We start from the raw sequence: 20,300 nt of genomic DNA, 5'->3' as shown, positions 1-20,300 counted from the left end.
TGGACGCGTGATCCTAACCAGCCGGACCGACATGGCCGTTGCCCCGATGGGATGCTCCACCGTCGGGCAAGTCAGGCGGGCAGGCTCGCCGCCCCGCGCGGCAGGAACCGGGCCCCGGTGACCCGCTCGGAGGTGCCGGTCCGGTCCAGGTGCGGCGTCACGCCGCCCAGGTGGAACGGCCAGCCGGCACCGAGGATCATGCACAGGTCGATGTCCTGCGCCTCGGCCACCACGCCCTCGTCGAGCATCAGCCGGATCTCCTGGGCCAGCGCGTCGAGCGCACTCTGCCGGACCTGCTCGGCGGTCAGCGGTGTGTCCCCGACGACCAGCAGCTTCGCCACCTCGGGGTTCACCTCGTCGTCCACCATGACCGGCTGGCCCGACTCGGCGATCCGCTTCAGGTTGTCGCTGAGGCCGAACCGGTCCGGGAAGGCCGCGTGCAGGGTGCCGCCCACGTGGTGGGCGACCGCCGGACCGACCAGTTGGAGCAGGGCCAGCGGACGCATCGGCAGACCCAGCGGGTCCAGCGCGCTGTCGGCCACCTCCAGCGGGGTGCCCGCGTCCACGGCCGTGAAGATCTCGCCGAGGAAGCGGGTGAGCAGCCGGTTGACCACGAACGCCGGGGCGTCGGCCACCAGCACGCAGGACTTGCGCAGCTGCTTGCCGACCGCGAAGGCGGTGGCCAGGGTGGCGTCGTCGGTCCGCTCGCCCCGGACGATCTCCAGCAGCGGCAGCACCGCGACCGGGTTGAAGAAGTGGAAGCCCACCACCCGCTCGGGGTGCTCCAGGTCGGCCGCCATCGCGGTCACCGAGAGCGAGGAGGTGTTGGTGGCCAGCACCGCCTCCGGCGAGACGATCTTCTCCAGTTCGGCCCAGACCTGCTTCTTGACGCCCAGGTCCTCGAAGACCGCCTCGATGAGGAGGTCGGCGTCGGCGAAGGCGCCCTTGTCGACCGAGCCGGAGACCAGGCCGTACAGCTTGGCGGCCGTGCCCTTGTCCATCCGGCCCTTGGTGACCTGCTTCTCGATCTGGGCGTGCACGTAGCCGACGCCCTTGTCCACCCGGGCCTGGTCCAGGTCGGTCATCACCACCGGCACCTGGAGGCGGCGGGCGAACAGCAGCGCGAGCTGGCTGGCCATCAGGCCGGCCCCGACGATGCCGACCTTGGTGACCTCGCGGGCCAGTCCCTTGTCCGGCGCGCCGACCGGCCGCTTGGCCCGCCGCTGCACCAGGTCGAAGGCGTACAGGCCGCTGCGCAGCTCCTCGCTGAAGACCAGGTCGGCCAGGGCCTCGTCCTCGGCGGCACTGCCGGCGGCGAAGTCGGCCTCCTTGGCCAGCGCCAGCAGCTCCAGGGCCTTGTCGGCGGCCGGGACCGCACCGTGCAGCCGCTGGTCGAGCATCTGCCGGGCGAAGAAGAGCACGCCGTCCCACATGTCCCGGTCGACCTCCGGGCGGGCCACGGTGATCTCACCGCGCACCACGCTGGCGGCCCACTCCAGGGACCGCTCGAGGAAGTCTGCCGGCTCCAGCAGCACGTCCGCGATGCCCATCTCGGCGGCCTGCTTCGGCCTGAGCATCTTGTTCTGCATCAGCGGGTTCTGGATGACCACCTGGGTGGCGGCCGGGATGCCGATCAGGTTGGGCAGGAGCTGGGTGCCGCCCCAGCCGGGGACCAGCCCGAGCGACACCTCGGGCAGGGCCAGGGCCGCCGCGCCGCCGGAGAGCGTCCGGTAGTGGCAGTGCAGGGCCAGCTCCAGGCCGCCGCCCATCGCCGCGCCGTTGACGAAGGCGAAGGTCGGGACGTCGCTGTCCTTCAGCCGGGCGAAGACCCGGTGGCCGAGCCGGCCGATCTCCAGCGCCTGCTCCCGGTCGGCGATCTGCGGCAGGCTGACCAGGTCGGCGCCCACGCAGAAGACGTACGGCTTGCCGGTGACCGCGACGAACGCCGGGTTCCCGGCCAGCGCGGCGGTGATCGCCTCGTCCAGGCTGGTCAGGCCGCCCGGCCCGAGGGTGTTCGGCTTGGTGTGGTCGAAGCCGTTGTCGAGCGTGATCAGCGCGGCCGGCCGGTCCAGGCCGGGCACGTTCACCTGGCGCAGCAGCGCCTTCGTGACCACCTCGTTCGCCGCGGCGATCGTGCTCACTTGTCCCCACCCTCCCAGTTCGGGTTCTCCCAGATGACCGTGCCGCCCATGCCGATGCCGATGCACATGGCGGTGACGCCGTAGCGGACCTCGGGGTGCTCGGCGAACTGCCGGGCGAGCTGGGTCATCAGCCGTACGCCCGAGGAGGCGAGCGGATGACCGATGGCGATCGCGCCGCCCCACTGGTTGACCCGGGGGTCGTCGTCGGCGATGCCGAAGTGGTCGAGGAAGGCGAGCACCTGCACGGCGAACGCCTCGTTCAGCTCGAACAGGCCGATGTCGTCGATGCCCAGACCGGCGATGCGCAGGGCCTTCTCGGTCGAGGGGATCGGGCCGACGCCCATCACCTCCGGCTCGACGCCGACGAAACCGTACGACACCAGCCGCATGGCGACCGGCAGGCCCAGCTCGCGGGCGGTCGACTCGGCCGCGATCAGGCTGGCCGTGGCGCCGTCGTTCAGCCCGGCCGCGTTGCCGGCGGTGACCCGGCCGTGCGGGCGGAACGGGGTCTTCAGGGTGGCGAGCTTCTCCAGCGAGGTGTCCCGGGGGGCTTCGTCCACGGTGGCCAGACCCCAGCCGCCGTCGCCGTCGCGGATCGCGACCGGGACCAGGTCGGGCTGGAGCTTGCCGTTGGCGTACGCCTTCGCGGTCTTCTGCTGCGAGGCCAGCGCGAACGCGTCGGCGCGCTCCTTGGTGACGTGCGGGACCCGGTCGTGCAGGTTCTCCGCGGTGGCGCCCATCACCAGGGCGGACGGGTCGACCAGCTTCTCGGCGAGGATGCGCGGGTTCGGGTCCACGCCCTCGCCCATCGGGTGCCGCCCCATGTGTTCCACGCCACCGGCGACGGCGACGTCGTACGCGCCCATCGCGATGCCCCCGGCGACGGTGGTCACCGCCGTCATCGCGCCCGCGCACATCCGGTCGATGGCGTAGCCGGGCACGGTCTTCGGCAGGCCGGACAGCAGGGCGGCCGTCCGGCCGATGGTCAGGCCCTGGTCGCCGATCTGGGTGGTGGCGGCGATGGCCACCTCCTCGACCCGCTCCGGCGGCAGCTGCGGGTTACGTCGCAGCAGTTCCCGGATGCAGCGGATGACCAGGTCGTCGGCGCGGGTGTTGGCGTACATGCCACCCGCCTTGCCGAACGGGGTGCGGACGCCGTCGACGAAGACGACATCCCGAACTTCACGGGGCACTTGAGCCTCCTTTTCGACCATGATCCGCAACCCGGCGCCGACAGGCGGCACTCCGGGCCGGACGAAGGTCGCCGGCGCGGGCGTGGTTCCTCGCATGCTACTCACCAGTAACCAACCGCGCCCGTGCCCTCCCTGTGTCCCACGACACACCCACCCCGGTGTCCGGGGTGGGTGTGCGCCGTCACGGCGTGGGCAGGACGACGGTCAGCTCCGGCACCAGCAGGCCGAGCTGCCAAGTCCGCGCGCCGAACCCGCGCAGGGTCTCGGCCACCGTCTCCTCGGTGATCTCCTCCGGCGGGGTCCAGGCCAACCGGCGGATCGAGTCCGGGGTGATCAGGTTCTCCGGCGGCAGGCGGTGCGCGCCGGCGATCCGCACCACCACCTCCCGGCACCGGGCCAGCCGCGCCGCGGCCACCGGATCCCGTTCCGCCCACCGGTGCGGCGGGGGTGGACCCTCCACCGCCGGGCTGACCGGGAGCGCGTCCTCCGGCAGGTGTCGGGCCTCCTCCAACGCCGCCAGCCAGGTGCGGGCCAGCCGGCGTACCGACCGGCCGCCGAAGCCGGGCAGGGTCAGCAGCGTCCGCTCGTCCTTCGGGTCCAGCTCGGCGGCGGCGACGATCGCCGAGTCGGGGAGCACCCGGCCGGGAGCCGCGTCCCGGCGGGCGGCGATCTGGTCCCGGGCGTACCACAACGACCGGACGCGCGCCTGGGCCCGCGCGCCGCGCAGCCGGTGGATGCCGGAGGTGCGCCGCCACGGCTCGGCCCGGACCCGGGGTGGCCGCGCCCCGGCGGCCACCAGCGCGGCGAACTCCTCCGCCGCCCACTCCTGCTTGCCCTGCCGCTCCAGCTCCGCGGCGAGCGCGTCGCGAAGGTCGACGAGGAGTTCGACGTCCAGGGCGGCGTAGGTCAGCCAGGACTCCGGAAGGGGGCGGCTGGACCAGTCGGCCGCCGAGTGGTGCTTCTCCAGGGTGTAGCCCAGCAGGTGTTCGGTCAGCGCGGCCAGGCCGACCCGCTCGAACCCGGCCAGCCGGGCGGCCAGTTCGGTGTCGAACAGTCGGCGCGGGCGCAGCCCCAGCTCGGCCAGGCAGGGCAGATCCTGGCTGGCCGCGTGGAGCACCCACTCCGCCGGGCCGATCACCGCGTCGAGGGTGGAGAGGTCGGGCAGCGGCAACGGGTCGATGAGGACGGTGCCGGCGCCGTGTCGACGGAGCTGTACCAGGTAGGCGCGCTGGCTGTAGCGGTATCCGGAGGCGCGTTCCGCGTCGATGGCCACCGGTCCGGTGCCCGCCGCGAACCGGGCCACCACCTCGGCCAACGCGGCCGATGTGGCCACCGGCTCAGGTGTGCCCTCCCGGGGTGCGGTCAGGGGTACGGGCTGCTCGGCGGTCGCTTCGGTCCCCGCGTCCGTCGGCTCCGGCGCGGCCGATGGCGGGTGCTGCGGTTCGTTTCCCGGTCGGCGTTCGGCGGCCCGACGGCGCAGGGGTGGTTCGTCGGTCACCTGACAACCCTAGTGCGCGCGGCGATCCGGTGCGCGCAGCCTCCTCCGGTGCGTGTCGGCAACCGGTCCGGTACCGCCGTCCCGGGGCTGGACAACAGGGGAGACAATGTCCTCCGGGGCCGGTACGGTCCATCGAGCCCACCGCCGGCGCAGCGCAGGCGGCAGGGCCGCCGGCAGGCGCTCAGCGGGGAGGACGTGGCAATCATGACGGCGGGGTACGGGCCGCAGGACGGTGGACCGGTCGGGCCGGCACCCGGTGACCACGGAGGTAGACCAGGACCGCTGCCACCACGGATGGAGCCGCCCCGCACGGGGGCGGGCGGCTGGCCCGCGCCCCCGGCGTCCGGTGCCCCGGTCCCCGGGCAGCCCCCGGTGGGCGGAGGACACCCGGGCGCCCCGGCGGCCGGTTACGCCACCGCGCCGGCCCCGGCCGCGGTGCCCGCTCCCCGGGGCACCTGGCCGACCGCCGGTGAGACCGGGCAGCCGTCGGCGCAGCCGGTTCCGGCTCCGCCGACCTGGTCGCCCGGCCAGCCGCCGGCCGCCTCCGGGCCGGCCTTCCCGGGCACTTCGCATCCGGGCGAGGCGCCCGTCGTCCGCCAGCGCTCCGGCTGGCTGCCCCGGGCCGCCCTGCTGCTGGCGCTGCTGCTGGTCCTGGTGTCCGGCGTCCAGGCGTACCAGATCCACGTGCTCAACGACCGGCTCGGCGACACCCGCCGCGACCTGGCCACCGCGCAGGAGCGCGACGGCGTTCGCCTCGACGGTGTGGAGCAACGGGCGGAGGAGCTGGAGAAGCAGGCCGGGACGGTGTTCAACCCGGAGGACATCGCCGAGACGGTGCTGCGGAGCGTCTTCCGCGTCCGGGCCGGCAACTCCACCGGCACGGCGTTCGCCGTCGGCAAGCCCAACTCCGAGGGCGGGGCGAACCTGTTCACCAACTACCACGTGGTCGAGTCGCTCTGGACCAGTGGCGAGCGCCAGGTGTTCCTGGAGCGTACCGACCAGCGGTTCCCGGCCACCATCGTCAAGGTCGACGAGGAGAACGACGTCGCCCACCTGCGGACGGCCGCCAAGTTCACCGGCCTGGTCACCGCCCCCACCCCGGTGAAGTCCGGGCAGCAGATCATCGTCGTCGGCGCACCGCTCGGCCTCACCGACAGCGTCACCACCGGTGTGGTGAGCGCCTTCCGCAAGGCGGAGAACGGCGGCGGCGACGTCATCCAGTTCGACGCCCCGATCAACCCCGGCAACTCCGGCGGCCCGGTCATCAACGGCGCCAAGCAGGTCGTCGGCATCGCCACCGCCAAGGCCCGCAACGCCGAGGGCATCGGCCTGGCCGTGCCGATCAAGACCGCGTGCGACGGCTTCGACATCTGCTGACCCGTCCGCCGACGCGCCCGTACCCGCCCGGTCCGCCCCGTCAACCGGAGCCGGACCAGCCCTTTCGGAGGAAGTAGTCATGACCCAGCCACCCACCGGCGGATATCCGCCGCCGGGGTACCCGCAGCAGCCGCCGGCCGGCCCCGGCGGCGGGCTGTACGGTTCCCAGCGCGAACCGCAGGGGTACGAGCCGACCCAGCAGTTCGGTATCGACCCGACGCTGTCGCAGCAGCCGTCCGGCTACCCGCAGTCCGCGCCGCCTGCCGCCGGTTACCCGCAGTCCGCGCCGCCCGCCGCGGGTTACCCGCAGTCCGCGCCCCCGGCCGCCGGTTACCCGCAGCCGGGCTACCCCGGCGGTTACCCGCAGTCCGCGCCGCCGGCCGAGACGCCGGCACCCGCTGGCTACTCCCCGACCTCCGGCGCGCCGGTTCCGGGCCAGTACACCCCCACCTCCGGTCAGCCCTTCGGCCCGCCGATGTCCGGCCCGCCCGGCTACCCGCCGCCGGCCACCACCCCCGGCGGGGGCGGCGGGCGTGGCCGGGCGGTGCTCGTACTGGCGATCGTGGCCGGTCTGCTCTTCGTCCTCGGCGGCGTGATGACCGGGCTCTACCTGAACACCAGCGGCGACCTCGAGCGCACCGAGAAGAACCTGGTCGCCCGGACGGCCGACCGGGACACCAGGGTCAAGGAAATCGAGAAGCTCAAGGGTGAGTTGCAGACCGCCAAGGACAAGCTGACCGACACCCAGCAGGACCTCACCGGCACCAAGAACGACCGCGACGAGCAGGCCCGGCAGAAGAAGGTCATCGCGAACTGCCTGGAGAAGCTCACCACCGCCCTGAGCGCCGCCGCGGCCGGCAACAAGGCGGCCTACGACCAGGCCGTCAAGGGCCTCGACGCGGTCTGCGACGAGGCTGAGAAGTACCTCTGACACACGCTCGTGTCCCGGTCGGTCCGGGGCCGGTCGTCGCCCGGTTGCCGCCGGCAGCAGCGACGACGGGTCCCGGACCGCGGTGCGTCAGCCGGTGATGGCGGGCCGGCGGTCGGGCAGCGCGGTCACTCCCGGCGGCGGCAGGCCGGCGGTGGAGGCGAGCAGCGTGCACCAGGCGTGCAGGTGCGGGGCCAGGTCGTCGTCGAACGGGGTCCACGAGGCCCGGATCTCGACGTCCCCGGTGGCCGGCGGTCCGGCCAGGTCGCCGAACCGGGTGGACATGGTCTGGGTGACGGTGCCGCCGAGCGCCCGGTAGCCCGCGTCCTGTGCCTCCAGCGCGTCGGTCAGCCAGGTCCAGCCCACCCCGGGCAGCAGCGGATCGGCGGCGAGGTCGGCCTCCAGGTCCGCGGTGACGTAGCTGACCAACCGCAGCGTGCCCTGCCACGCCTCGTGCCCGGCCGGGTCGTACAGCAGGATGAGCCGCCCGGTGGCCACCTCGTCGTCGTCGCGCAGCACCGTGGCGGAGAGGGCGAAGGCGTACGGGGCGAGCCGCTTCGGCGCCCCCACCTCCTCCATCACGATCTCGGGCCGGGTCGCCACCGACCGCAGCCCGGCGACCGCGCGGGCGAAGGTCTCCGGAAGCGCGATCGGAGGGGACATGCGGGCAGCCTAAGCCGCCGCGCCGTCCGGCCGGTGCCGGCGCGCCGGCACCGGCCGGACGGCGGCGCCGCCGTCGACGCCCACGCCCGCCGGGAACGCGCAGCGTGACCGGCCGGTGGCTCTCGGAGGACGTGTCCTTCGCAACCCGGGTGACCGTCGGTGCTGGCGGTCGTGGCACGATTGCCGCGATGACCACCACCACCGCGGGCGGCGCTGCCCGAGACGGAGAGACCCGCTTGAGCGCGGGTGGAGCATCCCGCACCGCCGACTCGCCCTTCGTCCGGGCCTGTCGCCGGCGACCCGGCCCGCACACGCCGGTCTGGTTCATGCGCCAGGCCGGGCGCTCGCTGCCGGAGTACCGCGAGATCCGGGCCAACGTGGCGATGCTGGAGTCCTGCCGCCGCCCCGAGCTGGTCGCCGAGATCACCCTCCAACCGGTACGCCGGCACGGCGTGGACGCGGCGATCCTGTTCAGCGACATCGTGGTGCCGGTCGCGGCGGCCGGCGTCGACCTGGACATCGTGCCCGGCACGGGCCCGGTGGTCGCCGAGCCGGTGCGCGACCGCGCCGACGTCGAGCGGATCCGACCGATCACCGTCGAGGACGTCTCGTACGTCGACGAGGCGGTCCGGCTGCTCGTCGCCGAGCTGGGCGAGACTCCGCTGATCGGATTCGCCGGTGCGCCGTTCACCCTGGCCAGCTATCTGGTCGAGGGGGGGCCGTCACGGACCCACGCGAAGACCAAGGCGCTGATGTACGGCGACCCGGAGCTGTGGCATGCGCTCTGCGGCCGGCTCGCCGAGGTCACGCTGGCGTTCCTGCGTGTGCAGATCGCCGCCGGGGTCTCCGCGGTGCAGCTCTTCGACTCCTGGGCCGGCGCGCTGTCGGAGGCCGACTACCGTCGCTACGTGCAGCCGCACTCGGCGATGGTGCTGGCCGGGCTGGCCGACGCCGGGGTACCCCGGATCCACTTCGGAGTGGGCACCGCCGAGCTGCTGACCGCGATGGGGGAGGCCGGCGCCGACGTGGTCGGCGTGGACTGGCGTACCCCGTTGGACGTCGCCACGAAGCGGATCGGCCCGGACCGGGCGGTCCAGGGCAATCTCGACCCGTGCGTGCTCTTCGCCCCCTGGCCGGTGGTCGAGGCCGAGGTGCGGCGCATCCTCGACGAGGGCCGGGCCGCGCCCGGTCACGTCTTCAACCTCGGTCACGGCGTCCTGCCGGAGACCGACCCCGACGTGCTGACCCGGGTGGTCGCGCTGGTGCACGAGGTGTCCGCGCGGCCCGTGGACTGACCGGAGGCGACCATGCGGCACCCGTGGCGGATCGCGGTCATCGGCGGTGGGATCACCGGGCTGGCCGCCGCCGTCCGGTTGCGTGACCGCGCCCCCGCCGGGACCGAGGTCACCGTGTACGAGCAGTCCGGCGCGCTCGGTGGCAAGCTGCGCACCGGCCGTATCGCCGGCGGGCCGGTGGAGTTCGGCGCGGAGTCGTTCCTGATGCGCGACCCGGCCGGCGGCGAGTCCGCCGCGGTGACCCTGGTCCGGCGGCTCGGGCTGGACGCCGAGATCGTGCACCCGACCGTCGGGCAGGCCGCGCTCGCCGTCGACGGGGGGCTGCGCCCCATCCCGGGGGGCACCCTGGTGGGCGTACCGGGGGATCTGGACAAGGTGGCGACGGTGGCCGAACCCGTCGCGGCGGCCGACGTCGACGGCGGCCGGCCGTTGCTCGGCCCGGACGAGGACGTCGCGGTCGGCGCGCTGGTCCGGGCCCGCCTCGGTGACCAGGTGGTGGACCGGCTGGTCGACCCGATGCTCGGTGGCGTCTACGCCGGCCGCGCCGACGACCTGTCCCTGGTCACCACCATGCCAGCGCTGGCCCGCGCCGCCCGGGTGGAGCACACCCTCACCGGGGCGGTCCGGGCGGCGCAGGCCGCCGCCCCCCGCGCGCCCGGCGCACCGGTCTTCGGTGCGCTGGCCGGTGGGATGGGCCGGCTGGTCGAGACCGCCGCGAGCGCCAGCGGGGCGACGCTCCGGCTCGGCGCGACGGTCCGTGAACTCACCCCGCTGGGCGGGCGGTGGCGGCTGACCGTGGGCCCCACCCGGGACCCGGAGTCGGTGGAGGCCGACGCGGTGCTGCTCGCCGTGCCGGCCCGACCGGCCGCGCGACTGCTCACCAGCGTCGCCCCGGAGGTGGCCGACCGCGTCGGCGGGCTCGACTACGCCAGTGTCGCGCTGGTCACCCTGGCCCTGCCCGAGCCGGAGCTGCCGGCGCTCTCCGGCTTCCTCGTGCCCGGAACCGAGGGCCTCCTGATCAAGGCGTCCACCTTCTTCACCACCAAGTGGGGGCACCTGCGCCGGCCGGACGGGGTGGCGCTGGTGCGCGCCTCGGTCGGCCGGTACGGCGAGGAGCGGCAGTTGCAGCTCTCCGACGACGACCTGGTCGCCACCGTGCACCGGGAGCTGTCCGGGGTGCTCGGCACGGCGCTGCCGACGCCACTGGCCAGCCACGTGCAACGGTGGGGTGGGGCGCTGCCGCAGTACACCCCGGGACACTCCGATCGGGTGGCGGCGGCCCGGACGGCCCTGCGGGCGGCCCACCCGACGCTGGCCCTGGCCGGGGCCGGGTACGACGGGGTCGGCATCCCGGTCTGCGTCCGCTCCGGCGAGACGGCGGCCGACGAGATCATCACTGCACTGGGAGGACCGGCGACATGAGCGACGAGCAGAGCAACGCGGCCCGGCTGCGGGAGCTGAACGCGAGCATCCGCTACACGATGTGGTCGGTGTTCCGGGCCAGCAGCCCCCTGCCGGCCCTGCGGGACAACGTCAGCGCCGAGGCCGAGGCGCTCGTCGAGGAGTTGGCCGGCAAGGACGTGGTGGTCCGGGGGACCTACGACGTCGCCGGGCTGCGCGCCGACGCCGACCTGATGATCTGGTGGCACTCCTCCTCCAGCGACGACCTCCAGGACGCGTACGGCCGGTTCCGGCGCACCGCGCTGGGGCGGGCGACGACCCCGGTCTGGTCGCAGATGGCGCTGCACCGGCCGGCGGAGTTCAACAAGAGTCACATTCCGGCGTTCCTGGCCGGCGAGGAGGCGCGGGCGTACGTCTGCGTCTACCCATTCGTCCGCTCCTACGAGTGGTACCTGCTGCCCGACGCCGAGCGGCGCGAGCTGCTCGCCGAGCACGGCCGGATGGCCCGGGGCTACCCGGACGTGCGGGCGAACACGGTCGCCTCGTTCGCCCTCGGCGACTACGAGTGGATGCTCGCGTTCGAGGCCGACGAGCTGCACCGGATCGTGGACCTGATGCGGGACCTGCGCGCCTCCCGGGCCCGCCGGCACGTCCGCGAGGAGGTCCCCTTCTACACCGGCCGTCGCCGCTCGCTCACCGACATCGTCGCCGCGCTGCCCTGATCCGGGCCGGCGCCGTCGCCGACCCCGGCCCCGATCCGGGGTCGGCGGGCGGAGCCGCCGGTCAGGACGCGGGCTCGCGGCGCATCGGGGTGTGCGGGATGCCGTCCTCCACGTACTCCGGGCCGCTGACGGTGAAGCCGTACCGGGCGTAGAAACCGACCAGGTGCGACTGCGCCTCCAGGACGCACGGGCGGTGTCCGACCACGGCCAGCGCCTCGGTCATCAGCCGCCCGGCGTGCCCGCCGCCGCGTGCCGCCGGTGCCACCACGACCCGGCCGATCCGCTCGACGCCGTCCGGGTCGGCCAGGATCCGCAGGTACGCCACCGGCGTGCCGTCCTCGGCCAGCCAGAGGTGCCGGGTGCCCGGCTCGACGTCCCGCCCGTCGAGTTCCGGGTACGGGCACTCCTGTTCCACCACGAACACGTCGATGCGCAGTCTCAGCAGGTCGTGGAAGGTGCGGGTGTCCAGGTCGGCGAAGGAGGCGACCCGCAGGTCGATGGTCCGGGGCTGCATACCGCGATGCTAGTCAGCCGGGCCGGACGCCGACGGCGTCGGCGACCTCGGCGGCGCGTTCCCCCTCGACGGTGCGGGCGCAGTGCGCCGAGCAGAAGAACCGGCCGGACACCTCCACGCCGTGCCCCACGATCTTGAGCTGACAGTGCTCGCAGACCGGGGCCAGCCGGTGCACCGCACACTCGAACGAGTCGAAGGTGTGCGAGTCACCGCTGACCGTCCGGACCTCGAACGCCATCCAGTAGTCGTTGCCGCAGACCTCACAGGTCGCCATGACGGATCCCCCCATCGGCAGTCATGCCCCGAGGGTGCGGCACCGGAGGGCGACGTGGCGGCGGAACGGCCCGAAGACGTCCGGTCGGGTGGCGCGTCGTGCCGGGCGTGTCGCGCGTTGGACCCGGTGAGAGGCCCCGACCGGCGGAGGATCGGTGTGATCAAGCGCAACAAGCTCTTCGGCAACCAGACCCGTGTCACCTTCTGCCTGCCCCGCGACCTTCCGCCGGGGACGGTCAGCGTCGTCGGCTCGTTCAACGACTGGCAGCCCGGACGGCACGAGCTGGTCGCCCGCCGGGACGGCACCCGGACGGTCACCGTGAAGCTGGGCCCGGGGGAGTACCGGTTCCGCTACCTGGCGACCGGCGGGGTGTGGCTCGACGACGAGCACGCCGACCTGGTGGACGAGCGGGGCAGCCTGTTGCTGATCTGAGGGTCGGTCCGCCGTTCGCCCCGAACTCAGCCCTCGCGCGGCGTCAACCGGATGGAGACCGAGTTGACGCAGTGCCGGGTGTCCTTCGGGGTGAAGCCCTCGCCGTGGAAGACGTGCCCCAGGTGACTGTCGCAGCGCGCGCAGCGGATCTCGACGCGCCGCATGCCGAGGGTGTTGTCCGGGATCTCCTTGACCGCACCGGGCAGCGCGTCGTCGAAGCTCGGCCAGCCGCAGTGCGAGTCGAACTTGGTGTCGCTGGAGAAGAGCTCCGCGCCACAGGCTCGGCAGTGGTAGACGCCCGGGGTCTTGGTCTCGACGTACTCGCCGGTCCACGGGCGTTCGGTGCCGGCCTGACGCAGGACCCGGAACTCCTCCGGGCTGAGCCGGACGCGCCACTCGTCCTCGGTGCGGGGCAGTTCGCTCTCGGAAAGACTCACCCGGCAAGAATAGGCCGCCTGTCACAGGTGTGACATATGGTCGCGGCATGGGTGGCACCAAGGCAGCGGCCGTCGAGATCGAGGTGGCCGGGCATACCGTACGGCTGAGCAGCCCGGACCGGGTGATCTACCCGGGCCGGGGGTTCACCAAGGCCGACGTCTTCCACTACTACCTCGCCGTGGGCGACGGGATCATGCGGGCGCTGCGGCACCGTCCCACCACGCTGCAACGCTTCCCCGAGGGCATCGAGGGGGAGATGTTCTTCCAGAAGCGGGTGCCGGCCCGGGGCGTGCCACCGTGGGTGGAGACGGCGCGGATCAACTTCCCCAGCGGGCGCAGCGCCGACGAACTCTGCCCGGCCGACCTGGCCCACGTCGCCTGGGCGGCGCAGATGGGCACGATCGTCTTCCACCCCTGGCCGGTGCGCGCCGCCGACGTGGACCGCCCCGACGAACTGCGCATCGACCTGGACCCGCAGCCCGGCACGGACTTCGCCGACGCGGTGACCGCGGCCGGCGAACTGCGCGCCCTCCTCGACGAACTCGGCGCGACGGGCTGGCCGAAGACCTCCGGCGGCCGGGGCGTCCATGTCTACCTGCGAATCGAGCCGCGCTGGACGTTCACCGAGGTGCGCCGGGCCACCATCGCCCTGGCCCGGGAACTCGAACGCCGCCGTCCCGATCTGATCACCACCGCCTGGTGGAAGGAGGAGCGCGGGGCGCACGTCTTCGTCGACTACAACCAGATGGCCCGGGACCGGACGATCGCCTGCGCGTACTCGCTGCGGGCCAACGCCCGGGCCACCGTCTCCACCCCGGTCACCTGGGACGAACTGCCCGACGTCGACCCGGACGACTTCCACCTCGGCAGCGTGCCGGCCCGGCTGGCCGGGGGCGACCCGCACGCCGGCATCGACGAGCGCCCGTGGGACATCACCCCGCTGTTGGAGTGGGCCGACCGGGACGACGCCACCGGCTCCGGCGACCTGCCGTACCCGCCGGACCACCCGAAGATGCCGGGCGAGCCGAAGCGGGTCCAGCCCTCCCGGGCGCGGCCCGATCCCGCCTGATTCTCGTACTCCGGGATCACCGTCCCGCATCAAGGGACACGGCGGTTAGGTTCGGGGCACCCGAAACGAGGAGGTCCCGCCATGGTCGCCGTGCGCAACGTCTACACCCACGGGCACCACGAGACGGTGCTGCGATCGCACCGCTGGCGTACCGTGGAGAACTCCGCCGGATACCTCCTGCCGCACCTGACGTCCGATCAGGTCCTGCTCGACGTCGGCTGCGGGCCCGGCACCATCACCGCCGACCTGGCCGGGCGGGTGGCCCGGGTCACCGCGCTGGAGGTCAGCGAGGAGGCCCTCGAACTCGCGCGGGCCGAGGCGCGGGCCCGCGGACGGGACGACGTCGACTTCGTGGTGGCCGACGTGCACGGGCTGGACCTGCCCGACGCGGCGTTCGACGTGGTGCACGCCCACCAGGTGCTCCAGCACGTGGCCGATCCGGTCGAGGCGCTGCGCGAGATGCGCCGGGTGTGCCGGCCCGGTGGGCTCGTCGCCGCCCGGGACAGCGACTACGCCGCGTTCACCTGGTTCCCCCGGGTGCCCGAGCTGGACGAGTGGCTCGCCCTCTACCAGCGGGCGGCGCGGGCCAACGGCGGGGAGCCCGACGCCGGCCGCCGGCTGCTCTCCTGGGCCCGTGCCGCCGGGTTCACCGACGTCACCGCCACGGCGAGCACCTGGTGCTTCGCCACGCCCGAGGACCGGCAGTGGTGGGGCGGCATGTGGGCCGACCGGATCCGGCACTCGGCCATGGCCGACCAGGTGCGGGCGTCGGGCCTGGCCACGACGGAAGACCTGGACCGCCTGTCGGCCGGCTGGCGGGAGTGGGCCGCCGACGACGACGGCTGGTTCGCCATCCTGCACGGCGAGATCCTCTGCCGGGCCTGACGGTGTCGTCAGGTGGTACTCCCGCCGCCAGGCCGGCAGCAGGACGGCGACCGCGACGGTCGCCCAGCCGGCGGCGAGCAGCAGCACGCCCAGCCGCCGCCACCGCGCCCCGCGCGGTCCCGGCGCGGCCCGCCGGACAGGCGCCGACCAGATGCCCACCAGACAGGCAAGCACGGCACCGGCGGCGGGCAGCAGCGCCGGTCCGGGCTGGGTGGACACCGACGTCCGGGCCGGGCCGGCGGGCGGTTCGACGGTCCCCACCAGGGCGACCGCGATCACCCCGAGCAGCACCAGCAGGACGACCGCCAGGGCGGTGCCGACCAGCCGGAGCAGCCGCTGTGGCCGTCCGCCCGCGACCGCCACCGCCCGGGTCACCACCAGCAGTGTGGTCGCCCCGACCAGCCAGGGACCGGCCGCCGACCCGACCGCCGCGATCTTCTGCTCCAGCGTGGCGGCGGTCACCGGGTCGCCGGTGACCGTACGCCAGCGGGCGAAGGCGGCGATGACCAGCAGCGTGGCGGCGAACCCCAGCCAGGCCACCGGGGGCAGCCGGGTCGTCCACGCCGCCGGTGCCAGCCGAGCCCGCCCTGTCATGGCCGTGAATGTAGCGGGCCGTTGCGCCGTTCGTCGTCCGGTGCGGCGGGGGTTGCCGGTCCGGGCCCGTACGGTGCGGGTCGGAGTCCTTTTGGAGCTGCCCCGTCCGTGCTACCGGATGGTTCCCGGCTCCCGCGTGCGGCTCGGGGGACGGTATCGGGGTCGGGTGCTGGTCCGCGACGGCATCGAGCGGAAGCTCCGTGCCTGCCCCGTCTGTGCGGGCTCGGGTACCACCAGCCCGGAGCCCGGCTGGTCAGAGCGGCAGCTTCATGCCCTCGTGGCTGGCCACGAAGCCCAGGCCCCGATAGAACCGCTGCGCGTCCGCCCGGCGCTTGTCGGTGGTGAGCTGCACGAGGCCACAGCCTCGCTCCCGAGCCTGGTCGACCGCCCAGGTCACCATGGCCCGACCGACGCCGGCACCCCGGCGGTCCGACCGGACCCGGACCGCCTCGATCAGCGAGCGCTCCGCGCCGTGCCGGCCCAGGCCGGGGATGTAGGTGATCTGGAGGCAGCCGACCACCTCGCCGTCCTGCTCGCCGACAACGAGCTGGTTGCGCGGATCGGCCTCGATGTCCGCGAAGGCCCGCTCGTACGCCTCGTCGACCACTGCGGCCTCCCGGCCCCGGCCGAGGACGTCGTCGGCGAGCAGGGCGACCACTGCGGGCAGGTCGGCGCGGACCGCTGTCCGGAACACCAGGTCAGAACTACCGCCGAGGATGGCACAGCCATTTGGCGGGTACGTGTGGCGGGGGCGCCCGGGTGGGTGCAGCATGATCCGGCATGGAGTTCGTGCTGTGGCCGTTCCGGTTGATCTACCGGGGACTGGTCTGGTTCGCCAATTCACCCCGCACCCTCATGATGTCGTACCTGTTGATGATCGTCGTGGCCGGAGCCATCTACAGCCAGGTCGAGAACAAGAGCACCGCCGACTCGGTCTGGTGGGCGGTGGTCACCGCCTCCACGGTCGGCTACGGCGACATCTCGCCGACCTCCTGGCAGGGGCGGGCTCTCGCCGCGATGCTCATCTCGACCATGGTGCTGCTGGTCATCCCACTGATCACCGCTCACTTCGCCAGCCGGCTGATCGTGGACGACGACGCGTTCGAGCACGAGGAGCAGGAGGAACTGAAGGCCGACGTCCGCCGGATGCGGGCGCTGCTGGAGGAACTCGCCACCCGGCAGGGCATCGCCCTGCCGGAGCCACCGGACGTGCTGAAGGTCAACGCGCCGGGCAGCGCAGCCCTTCCGGGGGAACGGTCAGGTCGATCAGGTAGGCGTCGACGGCGTCGGTGACGCAGCTGGTCTGCGGGTAGGCGGTGTGCCCCTCGCCCTCCCAGGTGAGCACCCGTCCCACCCCGAGCATCGCGGCCAGCGCCGGGGTCTGCTCGTAGGGCGTGGCCGGGTCGCCGGTGGTGCCCACCACCAGGATCGGCGGCGCGCCGTCGGCCTTCCCGGTCGGGTACGGGTCCGGCGTGGCGGGCCAGTTCGCGCAGGTCAGCAGGCCCACCGCCAGCGCCGGCCCGAACAGCGGGTACGCCTCGCGCCACTGCCCCTGGAGCTGGCGGATCCGCTTGAGGCTCGGCTTCTCCTCGTCGTCGACGCAGTTGACGGCCAGGTTGGCGTCGAACAGATTGCGGTAGGTGCCGTCCGGGTTCCGGCCGGCGTACGCGTCGGCGAGGCGGAACACACCGGCCGGGTCGCCCTGGGCCAGCTGGTCGATCGCGCGGGCCAGCTCCTGCCACCCCTGTTCGGTGTAGAGCGAGGAGATGACCGCGTAGAAGACCCAGCCGGAGGTGGCCTCCCGCCCCTCCGCGCCCCGGACCGGCGAGACCCGGGCCTTGTCGATCGCCGAGGTCACCGCGGCTCGGGCGTCCGGGGCGAGCGGACACCGGTCGGCGTTCCCGGCGCACCACCGGACGAAGTTGTCGAAGGCCCGCTCGAAGCCCTTCGCCTGGCTCTCCGAGGCGGCGACCGCCCCCTGGCGGGGGTCGATCGCGCCGTCGAGCACCAGCGCGCGGACCCGCTCCGGAAAACGCTGGGCGTAGACCGCGCCGAGCAGGGTGCCGTAGGAGTACCCCAGGTAGGTCAGCTTCTCGTCGCCGACGGCGGCGCGTACCACGTCCATGTCCAGGGCGGCCTGCTCGGTGCCGTACAGCGACAGCTGGCCGCCGTACCTCGTCCCGCAGGCCCGGCCGATCCGCTGGTTGAGGGCGACCAGACCGTCGAACGCGGCGGTGGACTCCGGGTCGGGGTCGTAGCCGAAGCTGGCGTCGAGGTCGGCGTCGGAGATGCACTCGACGGGGCTGGAGCGGGCCACGCCCCGCGGGTCGAAGCCGACGATGTCGAACCGCTCGGTCACCGACGTCGGCAGGCCACCGAACTGCTCACCGAAGGAGAGGTAGACCGCGGTGTCGACTCCCGAGCCACCCGGCCCGCCCGGATTGACCAGCAGCGACCCGATCCGGTCGCGCTGCTTCGTGGAGCGGGCCCGCAGCAGTGCGATCTCGAAGGTCCCGCCGCCACCCGGGGTGGCCGTCGCCGGCTGGCCGGTGGTGTTCCATCGACGCGGTACGGCGACCCGGGCGCACTCGTACCGCATGTCCGGTGCGGCGCGGCCAGCCACCTGCTCGGCGGTCTCCGGGCAGGACCGCCACCGGGGGGCCGTGCCCAGCGGGGCCACCGACGCCTCACCCTCCACCTCGGCCCGGGGCGCGAACGCCGGCAGGGTGCAGCCGGTGGCGACCAGGGCCGCCGCGACGAACCCGGCCAGCGCGAAGCGGAACCAGCGGGACGGGTACGGGGCGGGGATGCGGCTCACGGGCTGCCCTCCAGGATCGTGTCGGCGTCAGCTCGGCTCGGCCGTCGGCACCGGTTCGCCGCGCAGCACCTGGTCGACGTCGAAGCGGACCGGGCGTTCCAGCTGGTCGTACCCACAGGAGCGGGGGTCGCGGTCGGGCCGCCAGCGGACGAACTGGGCGGTGTGCCGGAACCGGTCGCCCTCCATCGCGTCGTAGCCGACCTCCACCACCAGCTCCGGGCGCAGCGGCTCCCACTCCAGGTTCTTGCCGCCGGTCCAGCGGCTCACCCCGCCCGGAATGCGCTGGCCGCGCTCGTGGTCGCCGTGTGCCCAGGGGTGGTCGTCGCCGACGTCCCGGTACGGCTCCAGCTCCGCCAGCAGTTCCTTGCGCCGGGCCATGGTGAACGAGGCGCACACCCCGACGTGGTGCAGCGTGCCCTGCGTGTCGTAGAGGCCGAGCAGCAGCGAGCCGACCACCGGCCCGGACTTGTGCCAGCGGAACCCGGCCACCACCACGTCGGCGGTGCGGGCGTGCTTGATCTTGAACATCAGCCGTTTTCCCGGCTCGTACGGCAGGTCCGCCGGCTTGGCGATCAGCCCGTCCAGGCCGGCGCCCTCGAAGACGTCGAACCAGCGGCGCGCGGTCTCCACGTCGGTGGTGACCGGGGTGACGTGCACCGGTGGGCGTACCCCGGCCAGCGCGGCCTCCAGCCGGGCCCGGCGCTGCGGGTAGGGCAGGTCGAGCAGCACCTCGTCGTCGATCGCCAGCAGGTCGAAGGCGACGAAGTCGGCGGGGGTGGTCTCGGCGAGCAGCCGCACCCGGGACGCGGCCGGGTGGATCCGCTGGGCGAGCAGCTCGAAGTCGAGCCGGGGCTGCCCGTCGGGGCCGTCGCGCCGGATCACGATCAGCTCGCCGTCGACCGCGCAGCGCTCCGGCAGCTGCCGGCGGGCCTGCTCGACGACCTCGGGGAAGTACCGGGTCATCATCTTGCCGCCCCGGCTGGCCAGTTGGACGGAGTCACCGTCCCGGAAGACGATGCACCGGAAGCCGTCCCACTTCGGCTCGTACGTCATCTGGTCGCCGGTGGGGATCCGGGCGACGCTCTTGGCCAGCATCGGCTCGACCGGCGGGTTCAACGGCAGTTCCACGGCGACAGTCAACCAGACGGGACCGACGACAGTGAGGCACATCACGGGTGCGTACGGTGCCGGTGTGTCCCGCGCCGGCCCGTCCGTCACCCGTGGTCGATCCGCAAAACCGCTACCGTCGCCGGGTGCGCGAGTTCGTCTGCGGCTGCTGCGGGCGCTGGCGGGTCAGCGTGGAGCTGATCCGGGGCCGGTACCGGTACCGGCTGGTGCGCCGCTACCGCCCGGAGTTCGGCGGCGGCAAGGACGTCCTCGGTGAGGCCGGATCGATCCCCGAGCTGGCGGACCTGCTGACCCGGCGTACCCCGCTGACCCTGGCCGACCTGCGCGAGGCCGCCTGAGCCCGCCCGGCCGGCCGTTCGCTGCGGGCCCGCGCCGTCGACGGCGGCCGTACGCTTACCGGGCCCACGCCGAACCCCGGAGGTGCCCGTGTCGCTGACCTATCCGCACGTCGGGGCCACCCGCACCGGGGACCTGCCGGCGGGCTGGCGGCACGTGCGGCACCGGGTCCGGCTTCCCGACGGCTGCTTCGCGGTCGCGGGCGCGGCCGTGCTCACCTGGCGGCTGCACCGCGCCGCCGGGGTCCGCATCACCGCCGACGCGCCACGTGCCGCCCCGGGCGTCGCCGTCACCTCCGGGCTGGGCGTCGGCCCGCTGCGGCTCGACGCCCCGTGCGAGGTGGTCTGGGCCGTCGACGACGACCGCCAAATCGGCTTCGGGTACGGCACGCTCCCCGGCCACCCGGCGTGCGGCGAGGAGGCGTTCGTGGTGGAACGCGACGACGCGGGTCGGGTCTGGTTCGAGATCCGCGCGTTCAGCCGCCCGGACCGCTGGATCATGCGGGCGGCCGGCCCCGCCGGGCGGGCCTTCCAGCACGGGTACGCCCGCTGGCTGGCGTACACCCTGCGTCGGCTCTGCCGCCGGGCCGGCTGA

21 protein-coding genes are annotated in these 20,300 nt (G+C 73.8%); 11 read left to right on the top strand and 10 right to left on the bottom strand.

What is annotated here, in order from left to right; genetic code table 11:
- Window positions 1–71 precede the first annotated feature (71 nt).
- From GA0074694_RS29335 to GA0074694_RS29325, 3 genes are all read right to left on the bottom strand, one after another.
- The gene (locus GA0074694_RS29335; protein ID WP_091463128.1) at window positions 72–2,141 is read right to left on the bottom strand and encodes a 3-hydroxyacyl-CoA dehydrogenase NAD-binding domain-containing protein; all 2,070 of its coding nucleotides are present in this window, start codon (window positions 2,139–2,141) and stop codon (window positions 72–74) included.
- A complete protein-coding gene (locus GA0074694_RS29330) occupies window positions 2,138–3,334 on the bottom strand; it encodes a thiolase family protein (RefSeq protein ID WP_091463127.1) in 1,197 nt (398 codons plus the stop codon). The genes GA0074694_RS29335 and GA0074694_RS29330 overlap by 4 nt, the downstream gene beginning before the upstream one ends.
- 181 nt (window positions 3,335–3,515) lie before the next feature.
- Complete coding sequence (locus GA0074694_RS29325) at window positions 3,516–4,832, bottom strand: ribonuclease D (protein WP_091463126.1); 1,317 nt, start codon at window positions 4,830–4,832, stop codon at window positions 3,516–3,518.
- A 204-nt stretch (window positions 4,833–5,036) separates the two neighbouring features.
- Here GA0074694_RS29325 and GA0074694_RS29320 point away from each other — a divergent pair, with 204 nt between their 5' ends.
- Together GA0074694_RS29320 and GA0074694_RS29315 are read left to right on the top strand one after the other, a co-directional pair.
- The gene (locus GA0074694_RS29320; protein WP_091463125.1) at window positions 5,037–6,209 is read left to right on the top strand and encodes a S1C family serine protease; all 1,173 of its coding nucleotides are present in this window, start codon (window positions 5,037–5,039) and stop codon (window positions 6,207–6,209) included.
- Window positions 6,210–6,288: 79 nt separating this feature from the next.
- Entirely contained in the window at window positions 6,289–7,140 is an 852-nt protein-coding gene (locus GA0074694_RS29315; RefSeq protein ID WP_091463124.1) for a hypothetical protein, read from the top strand.
- Between the two features lie 87 nt (window positions 7,141–7,227).
- On the opposite strand, the gene GA0074694_RS29310 is transcribed toward GA0074694_RS29315, so the two are convergent.
- The gene (locus GA0074694_RS29310; protein WP_091463123.1) at window positions 7,228–7,800 is read right to left on the bottom strand and encodes a DUF3000 domain-containing protein; all 573 of its coding nucleotides are present in this window, start codon (window positions 7,798–7,800) and stop codon (window positions 7,228–7,230) included.
- Between the two features lie 188 nt (window positions 7,801–7,988).
- Between GA0074694_RS29310 and hemE the strand changes: the two genes are divergently transcribed.
- Genes hemE through hemQ form a run of 3 tightly spaced genes read left to right on the top strand, consistent with a single transcriptional unit; the run spans window position 7,989 to window position 11,218 of the window.
- Complete coding sequence (gene hemE, locus GA0074694_RS29305; RefSeq protein WP_091464294.1) at window positions 7,989–9,095, top strand: uroporphyrinogen decarboxylase; 1,107 nt, start codon at window positions 7,989–7,991, stop codon at window positions 9,093–9,095.
- Between the two features lie 12 nt (window positions 9,096–9,107).
- Window positions 9,108–10,517: a protoporphyrinogen oxidase gene (gene hemG / locus GA0074694_RS29300; RefSeq protein WP_091463122.1), complete on the top strand. Its 1,410-nt coding sequence runs from the start codon at window positions 9,108–9,110 to the stop codon at window positions 10,515–10,517.
- Window positions 10,514–11,218: a hydrogen peroxide-dependent heme synthase gene (gene hemQ, locus GA0074694_RS29295; protein WP_091463121.1), complete on the top strand. Its 705-nt coding sequence runs from the start codon at window positions 10,514–10,516 to the stop codon at window positions 11,216–11,218. Before hemG ends, hemQ begins: the two co-directional genes overlap by 4 nt.
- Window positions 11,219–11,279: 61 nt before the next feature.
- Here hemQ and GA0074694_RS29290 read toward each other — a convergent pair whose 3' ends face one another.
- Window positions 11,280–11,732 carry a GNAT family N-acetyltransferase gene (locus GA0074694_RS29290; RefSeq protein ID WP_091463120.1) on the bottom strand — a complete coding sequence of 151 codons (453 nt, stop codon included), beginning with the start codon at window positions 11,730–11,732 and terminating at the stop codon, window positions 11,280–11,282.
- 13 nt (window positions 11,733–11,745) lie between these two features.
- Entirely contained in the window at window positions 11,746–12,006 is a 261-nt protein-coding gene (locus tag GA0074694_RS29285) for a Prokaryotic metallothionein (protein WP_091463119.1), read from the bottom strand.
- Between the two features lie 156 nt (window positions 12,007–12,162).
- Between GA0074694_RS29285 and GA0074694_RS29280 the strand changes: the two genes are divergently transcribed.
- Window positions 12,163–12,438 carry an isoamylase early set domain-containing protein gene (locus GA0074694_RS29280; protein WP_091463118.1) on the top strand — a complete coding sequence of 92 codons (276 nt, stop codon included), beginning with the start codon at window positions 12,163–12,165 and terminating at the stop codon, window positions 12,436–12,438.
- 26 nt (window positions 12,439–12,464) lie between these two features.
- Here the strand turns inward: GA0074694_RS29280 and msrB are convergent, their stop codons facing one another.
- On the bottom strand, window positions 12,465–12,875 hold the full coding sequence (gene msrB, locus GA0074694_RS29275) for a peptide-methionine (R)-S-oxide reductase MsrB (protein ID WP_091463117.1): 411 nt from the start codon (window positions 12,873–12,875) through the stop codon (window positions 12,465–12,467).
- 47 nt (window positions 12,876–12,922) lie between these two features.
- On the opposite strand from msrB, the gene ligD reads away from it, so the two are divergent.
- Window positions 12,923–13,945: a non-homologous end-joining DNA ligase gene (gene ligD / locus GA0074694_RS29270; protein WP_091463116.1), complete on the top strand. Its 1,023-nt coding sequence runs from the start codon at window positions 12,923–12,925 to the stop codon at window positions 13,943–13,945.
- 81 nt (window positions 13,946–14,026) lie between these two features.
- The gene (locus GA0074694_RS29265) at window positions 14,027–14,830 is read left to right on the top strand and encodes a class I SAM-dependent methyltransferase (protein WP_091463115.1); all 804 of its coding nucleotides are present in this window, start codon (window positions 14,027–14,029) and stop codon (window positions 14,828–14,830) included.
- 847 nt (window positions 14,831–15,677) lie between these two features.
- Here the strand turns inward: GA0074694_RS29265 and GA0074694_RS29260 are convergent.
- Window positions 15,678–16,121 (bottom strand): GNAT family N-acetyltransferase, encoded by a 444-nt coding sequence (locus GA0074694_RS29260; RefSeq protein WP_281190385.1) that lies wholly within the window; start codon window positions 16,119–16,121, stop codon window positions 15,678–15,680.
- A gap of 83 nt (window positions 16,122–16,204) precedes the next feature.
- Between GA0074694_RS29260 and GA0074694_RS29255 the strand changes: the two genes are divergently transcribed.
- Window positions 16,205–16,717 (top strand): potassium channel family protein, encoded by a 513-nt coding sequence (locus tag GA0074694_RS29255; protein ID WP_091463113.1) that lies wholly within the window; start codon window positions 16,205–16,207, stop codon window positions 16,715–16,717.
- On the opposite strand, the gene GA0074694_RS29250 is transcribed toward GA0074694_RS29255, so the two are convergent.
- Both GA0074694_RS29250 and GA0074694_RS29245 read right to left on the bottom strand, forming a co-directional pair.
- Window positions 16,644–18,233, bottom strand: coding sequence for an alpha/beta hydrolase (locus tag GA0074694_RS29250; protein ID WP_091464290.1), 1,590 nt, complete (start codon window positions 18,231–18,233; stop codon window positions 16,644–16,646). The genes GA0074694_RS29255 and GA0074694_RS29250 overlap by 74 nt on opposite strands.
- Before the next feature lie 36 nt (window positions 18,234–18,269).
- Window positions 18,270–19,370 (bottom strand): ATP-dependent DNA ligase, encoded by a 1,101-nt coding sequence (locus GA0074694_RS29245; RefSeq protein ID WP_091464286.1) that lies wholly within the window; start codon window positions 19,368–19,370, stop codon window positions 18,270–18,272.
- A 125-nt stretch (window positions 19,371–19,495) separates the two neighbouring features.
- Here GA0074694_RS29245 and GA0074694_RS29240 point away from each other — a divergent pair, with 125 nt between their 5' ends.
- Window positions 19,496–19,708, top strand: coding sequence for a hypothetical protein (locus tag GA0074694_RS29240; RefSeq protein WP_091464281.1), 213 nt, complete (start codon window positions 19,496–19,498; stop codon window positions 19,706–19,708).
- Between the two features lie 88 nt (window positions 19,709–19,796).
- Complete coding sequence (locus GA0074694_RS29235; RefSeq protein ID WP_245714968.1) at window positions 19,797–20,300, top strand: DUF1990 domain-containing protein; 504 nt, start codon at window positions 19,797–19,799, stop codon at window positions 20,298–20,300.

Source organism: Micromonospora inyonensis (genome assembly GCF_900091415.1).
In the GTDB taxonomy this organism is placed as follows: domain Bacteria; phylum Actinomycetota; class Actinomycetes; order Mycobacteriales; family Micromonosporaceae; genus Micromonospora; species Micromonospora inyonensis.
Note: the sequence above shows the minus strand (reverse complement) of the source record. Positions and strands in the feature narration are given on the sequence as shown.

Bases quoted from the DNA above. Each gene is read 5' to 3' on its own strand.
- GA0074694_RS29320 (WP_091463125.1), top strand. From the start codon at position 5,037: ATGACGGCGGGGTACGGGCCGCAGGACGGTGGACCGGTCGGGCCGGCA.
- GA0074694_RS29315 (WP_091463124.1), top strand. From the start codon at position 6,289: ATGACCCAGCCACCCACCGGCGGATATCCGCCGCCGGGGTACCCGCAG.
- GA0074694_RS29310 (WP_091463123.1), bottom strand. From the start codon at position 7,800: ATGTCCCCTCCGATCGCGCTTCCGGAGACCTTCGCCCGCGCGGTCGCC.
- hemE (WP_091464294.1), top strand. From the start codon at position 7,989: ATGACCACCACCACCGCGGGCGGCGCTGCCCGAGACGGAGAGACCCGC.
- hemG (WP_091463122.1), top strand. From the start codon at position 9,108: ATGCGGCACCCGTGGCGGATCGCGGTCATCGGCGGTGGGATCACCGGG.
- hemQ (WP_091463121.1), top strand. From the start codon at position 10,514: ATGAGCGACGAGCAGAGCAACGCGGCCCGGCTGCGGGAGCTGAACGCG.
- GA0074694_RS29290 (WP_091463120.1), bottom strand. From the start codon at position 11,732: ATGCAGCCCCGGACCATCGACCTGCGGGTCGCCTCCTTCGCCGACCTG.
- GA0074694_RS29285 (WP_091463119.1), bottom strand. From the start codon at position 12,006: ATGGCGACCTGTGAGGTCTGCGGCAACGACTACTGGATGGCGTTCGAG.
- ligD (WP_091463116.1), top strand. From the start codon at position 12,923: ATGGGTGGCACCAAGGCAGCGGCCGTCGAGATCGAGGTGGCCGGGCAT.
- GA0074694_RS29265 (WP_091463115.1), top strand. From the start codon at position 14,027: ATGGTCGCCGTGCGCAACGTCTACACCCACGGGCACCACGAGACGGTG.
- GA0074694_RS29255 (WP_091463113.1), top strand. From the start codon at position 16,205: ATGGAGTTCGTGCTGTGGCCGTTCCGGTTGATCTACCGGGGACTGGTC.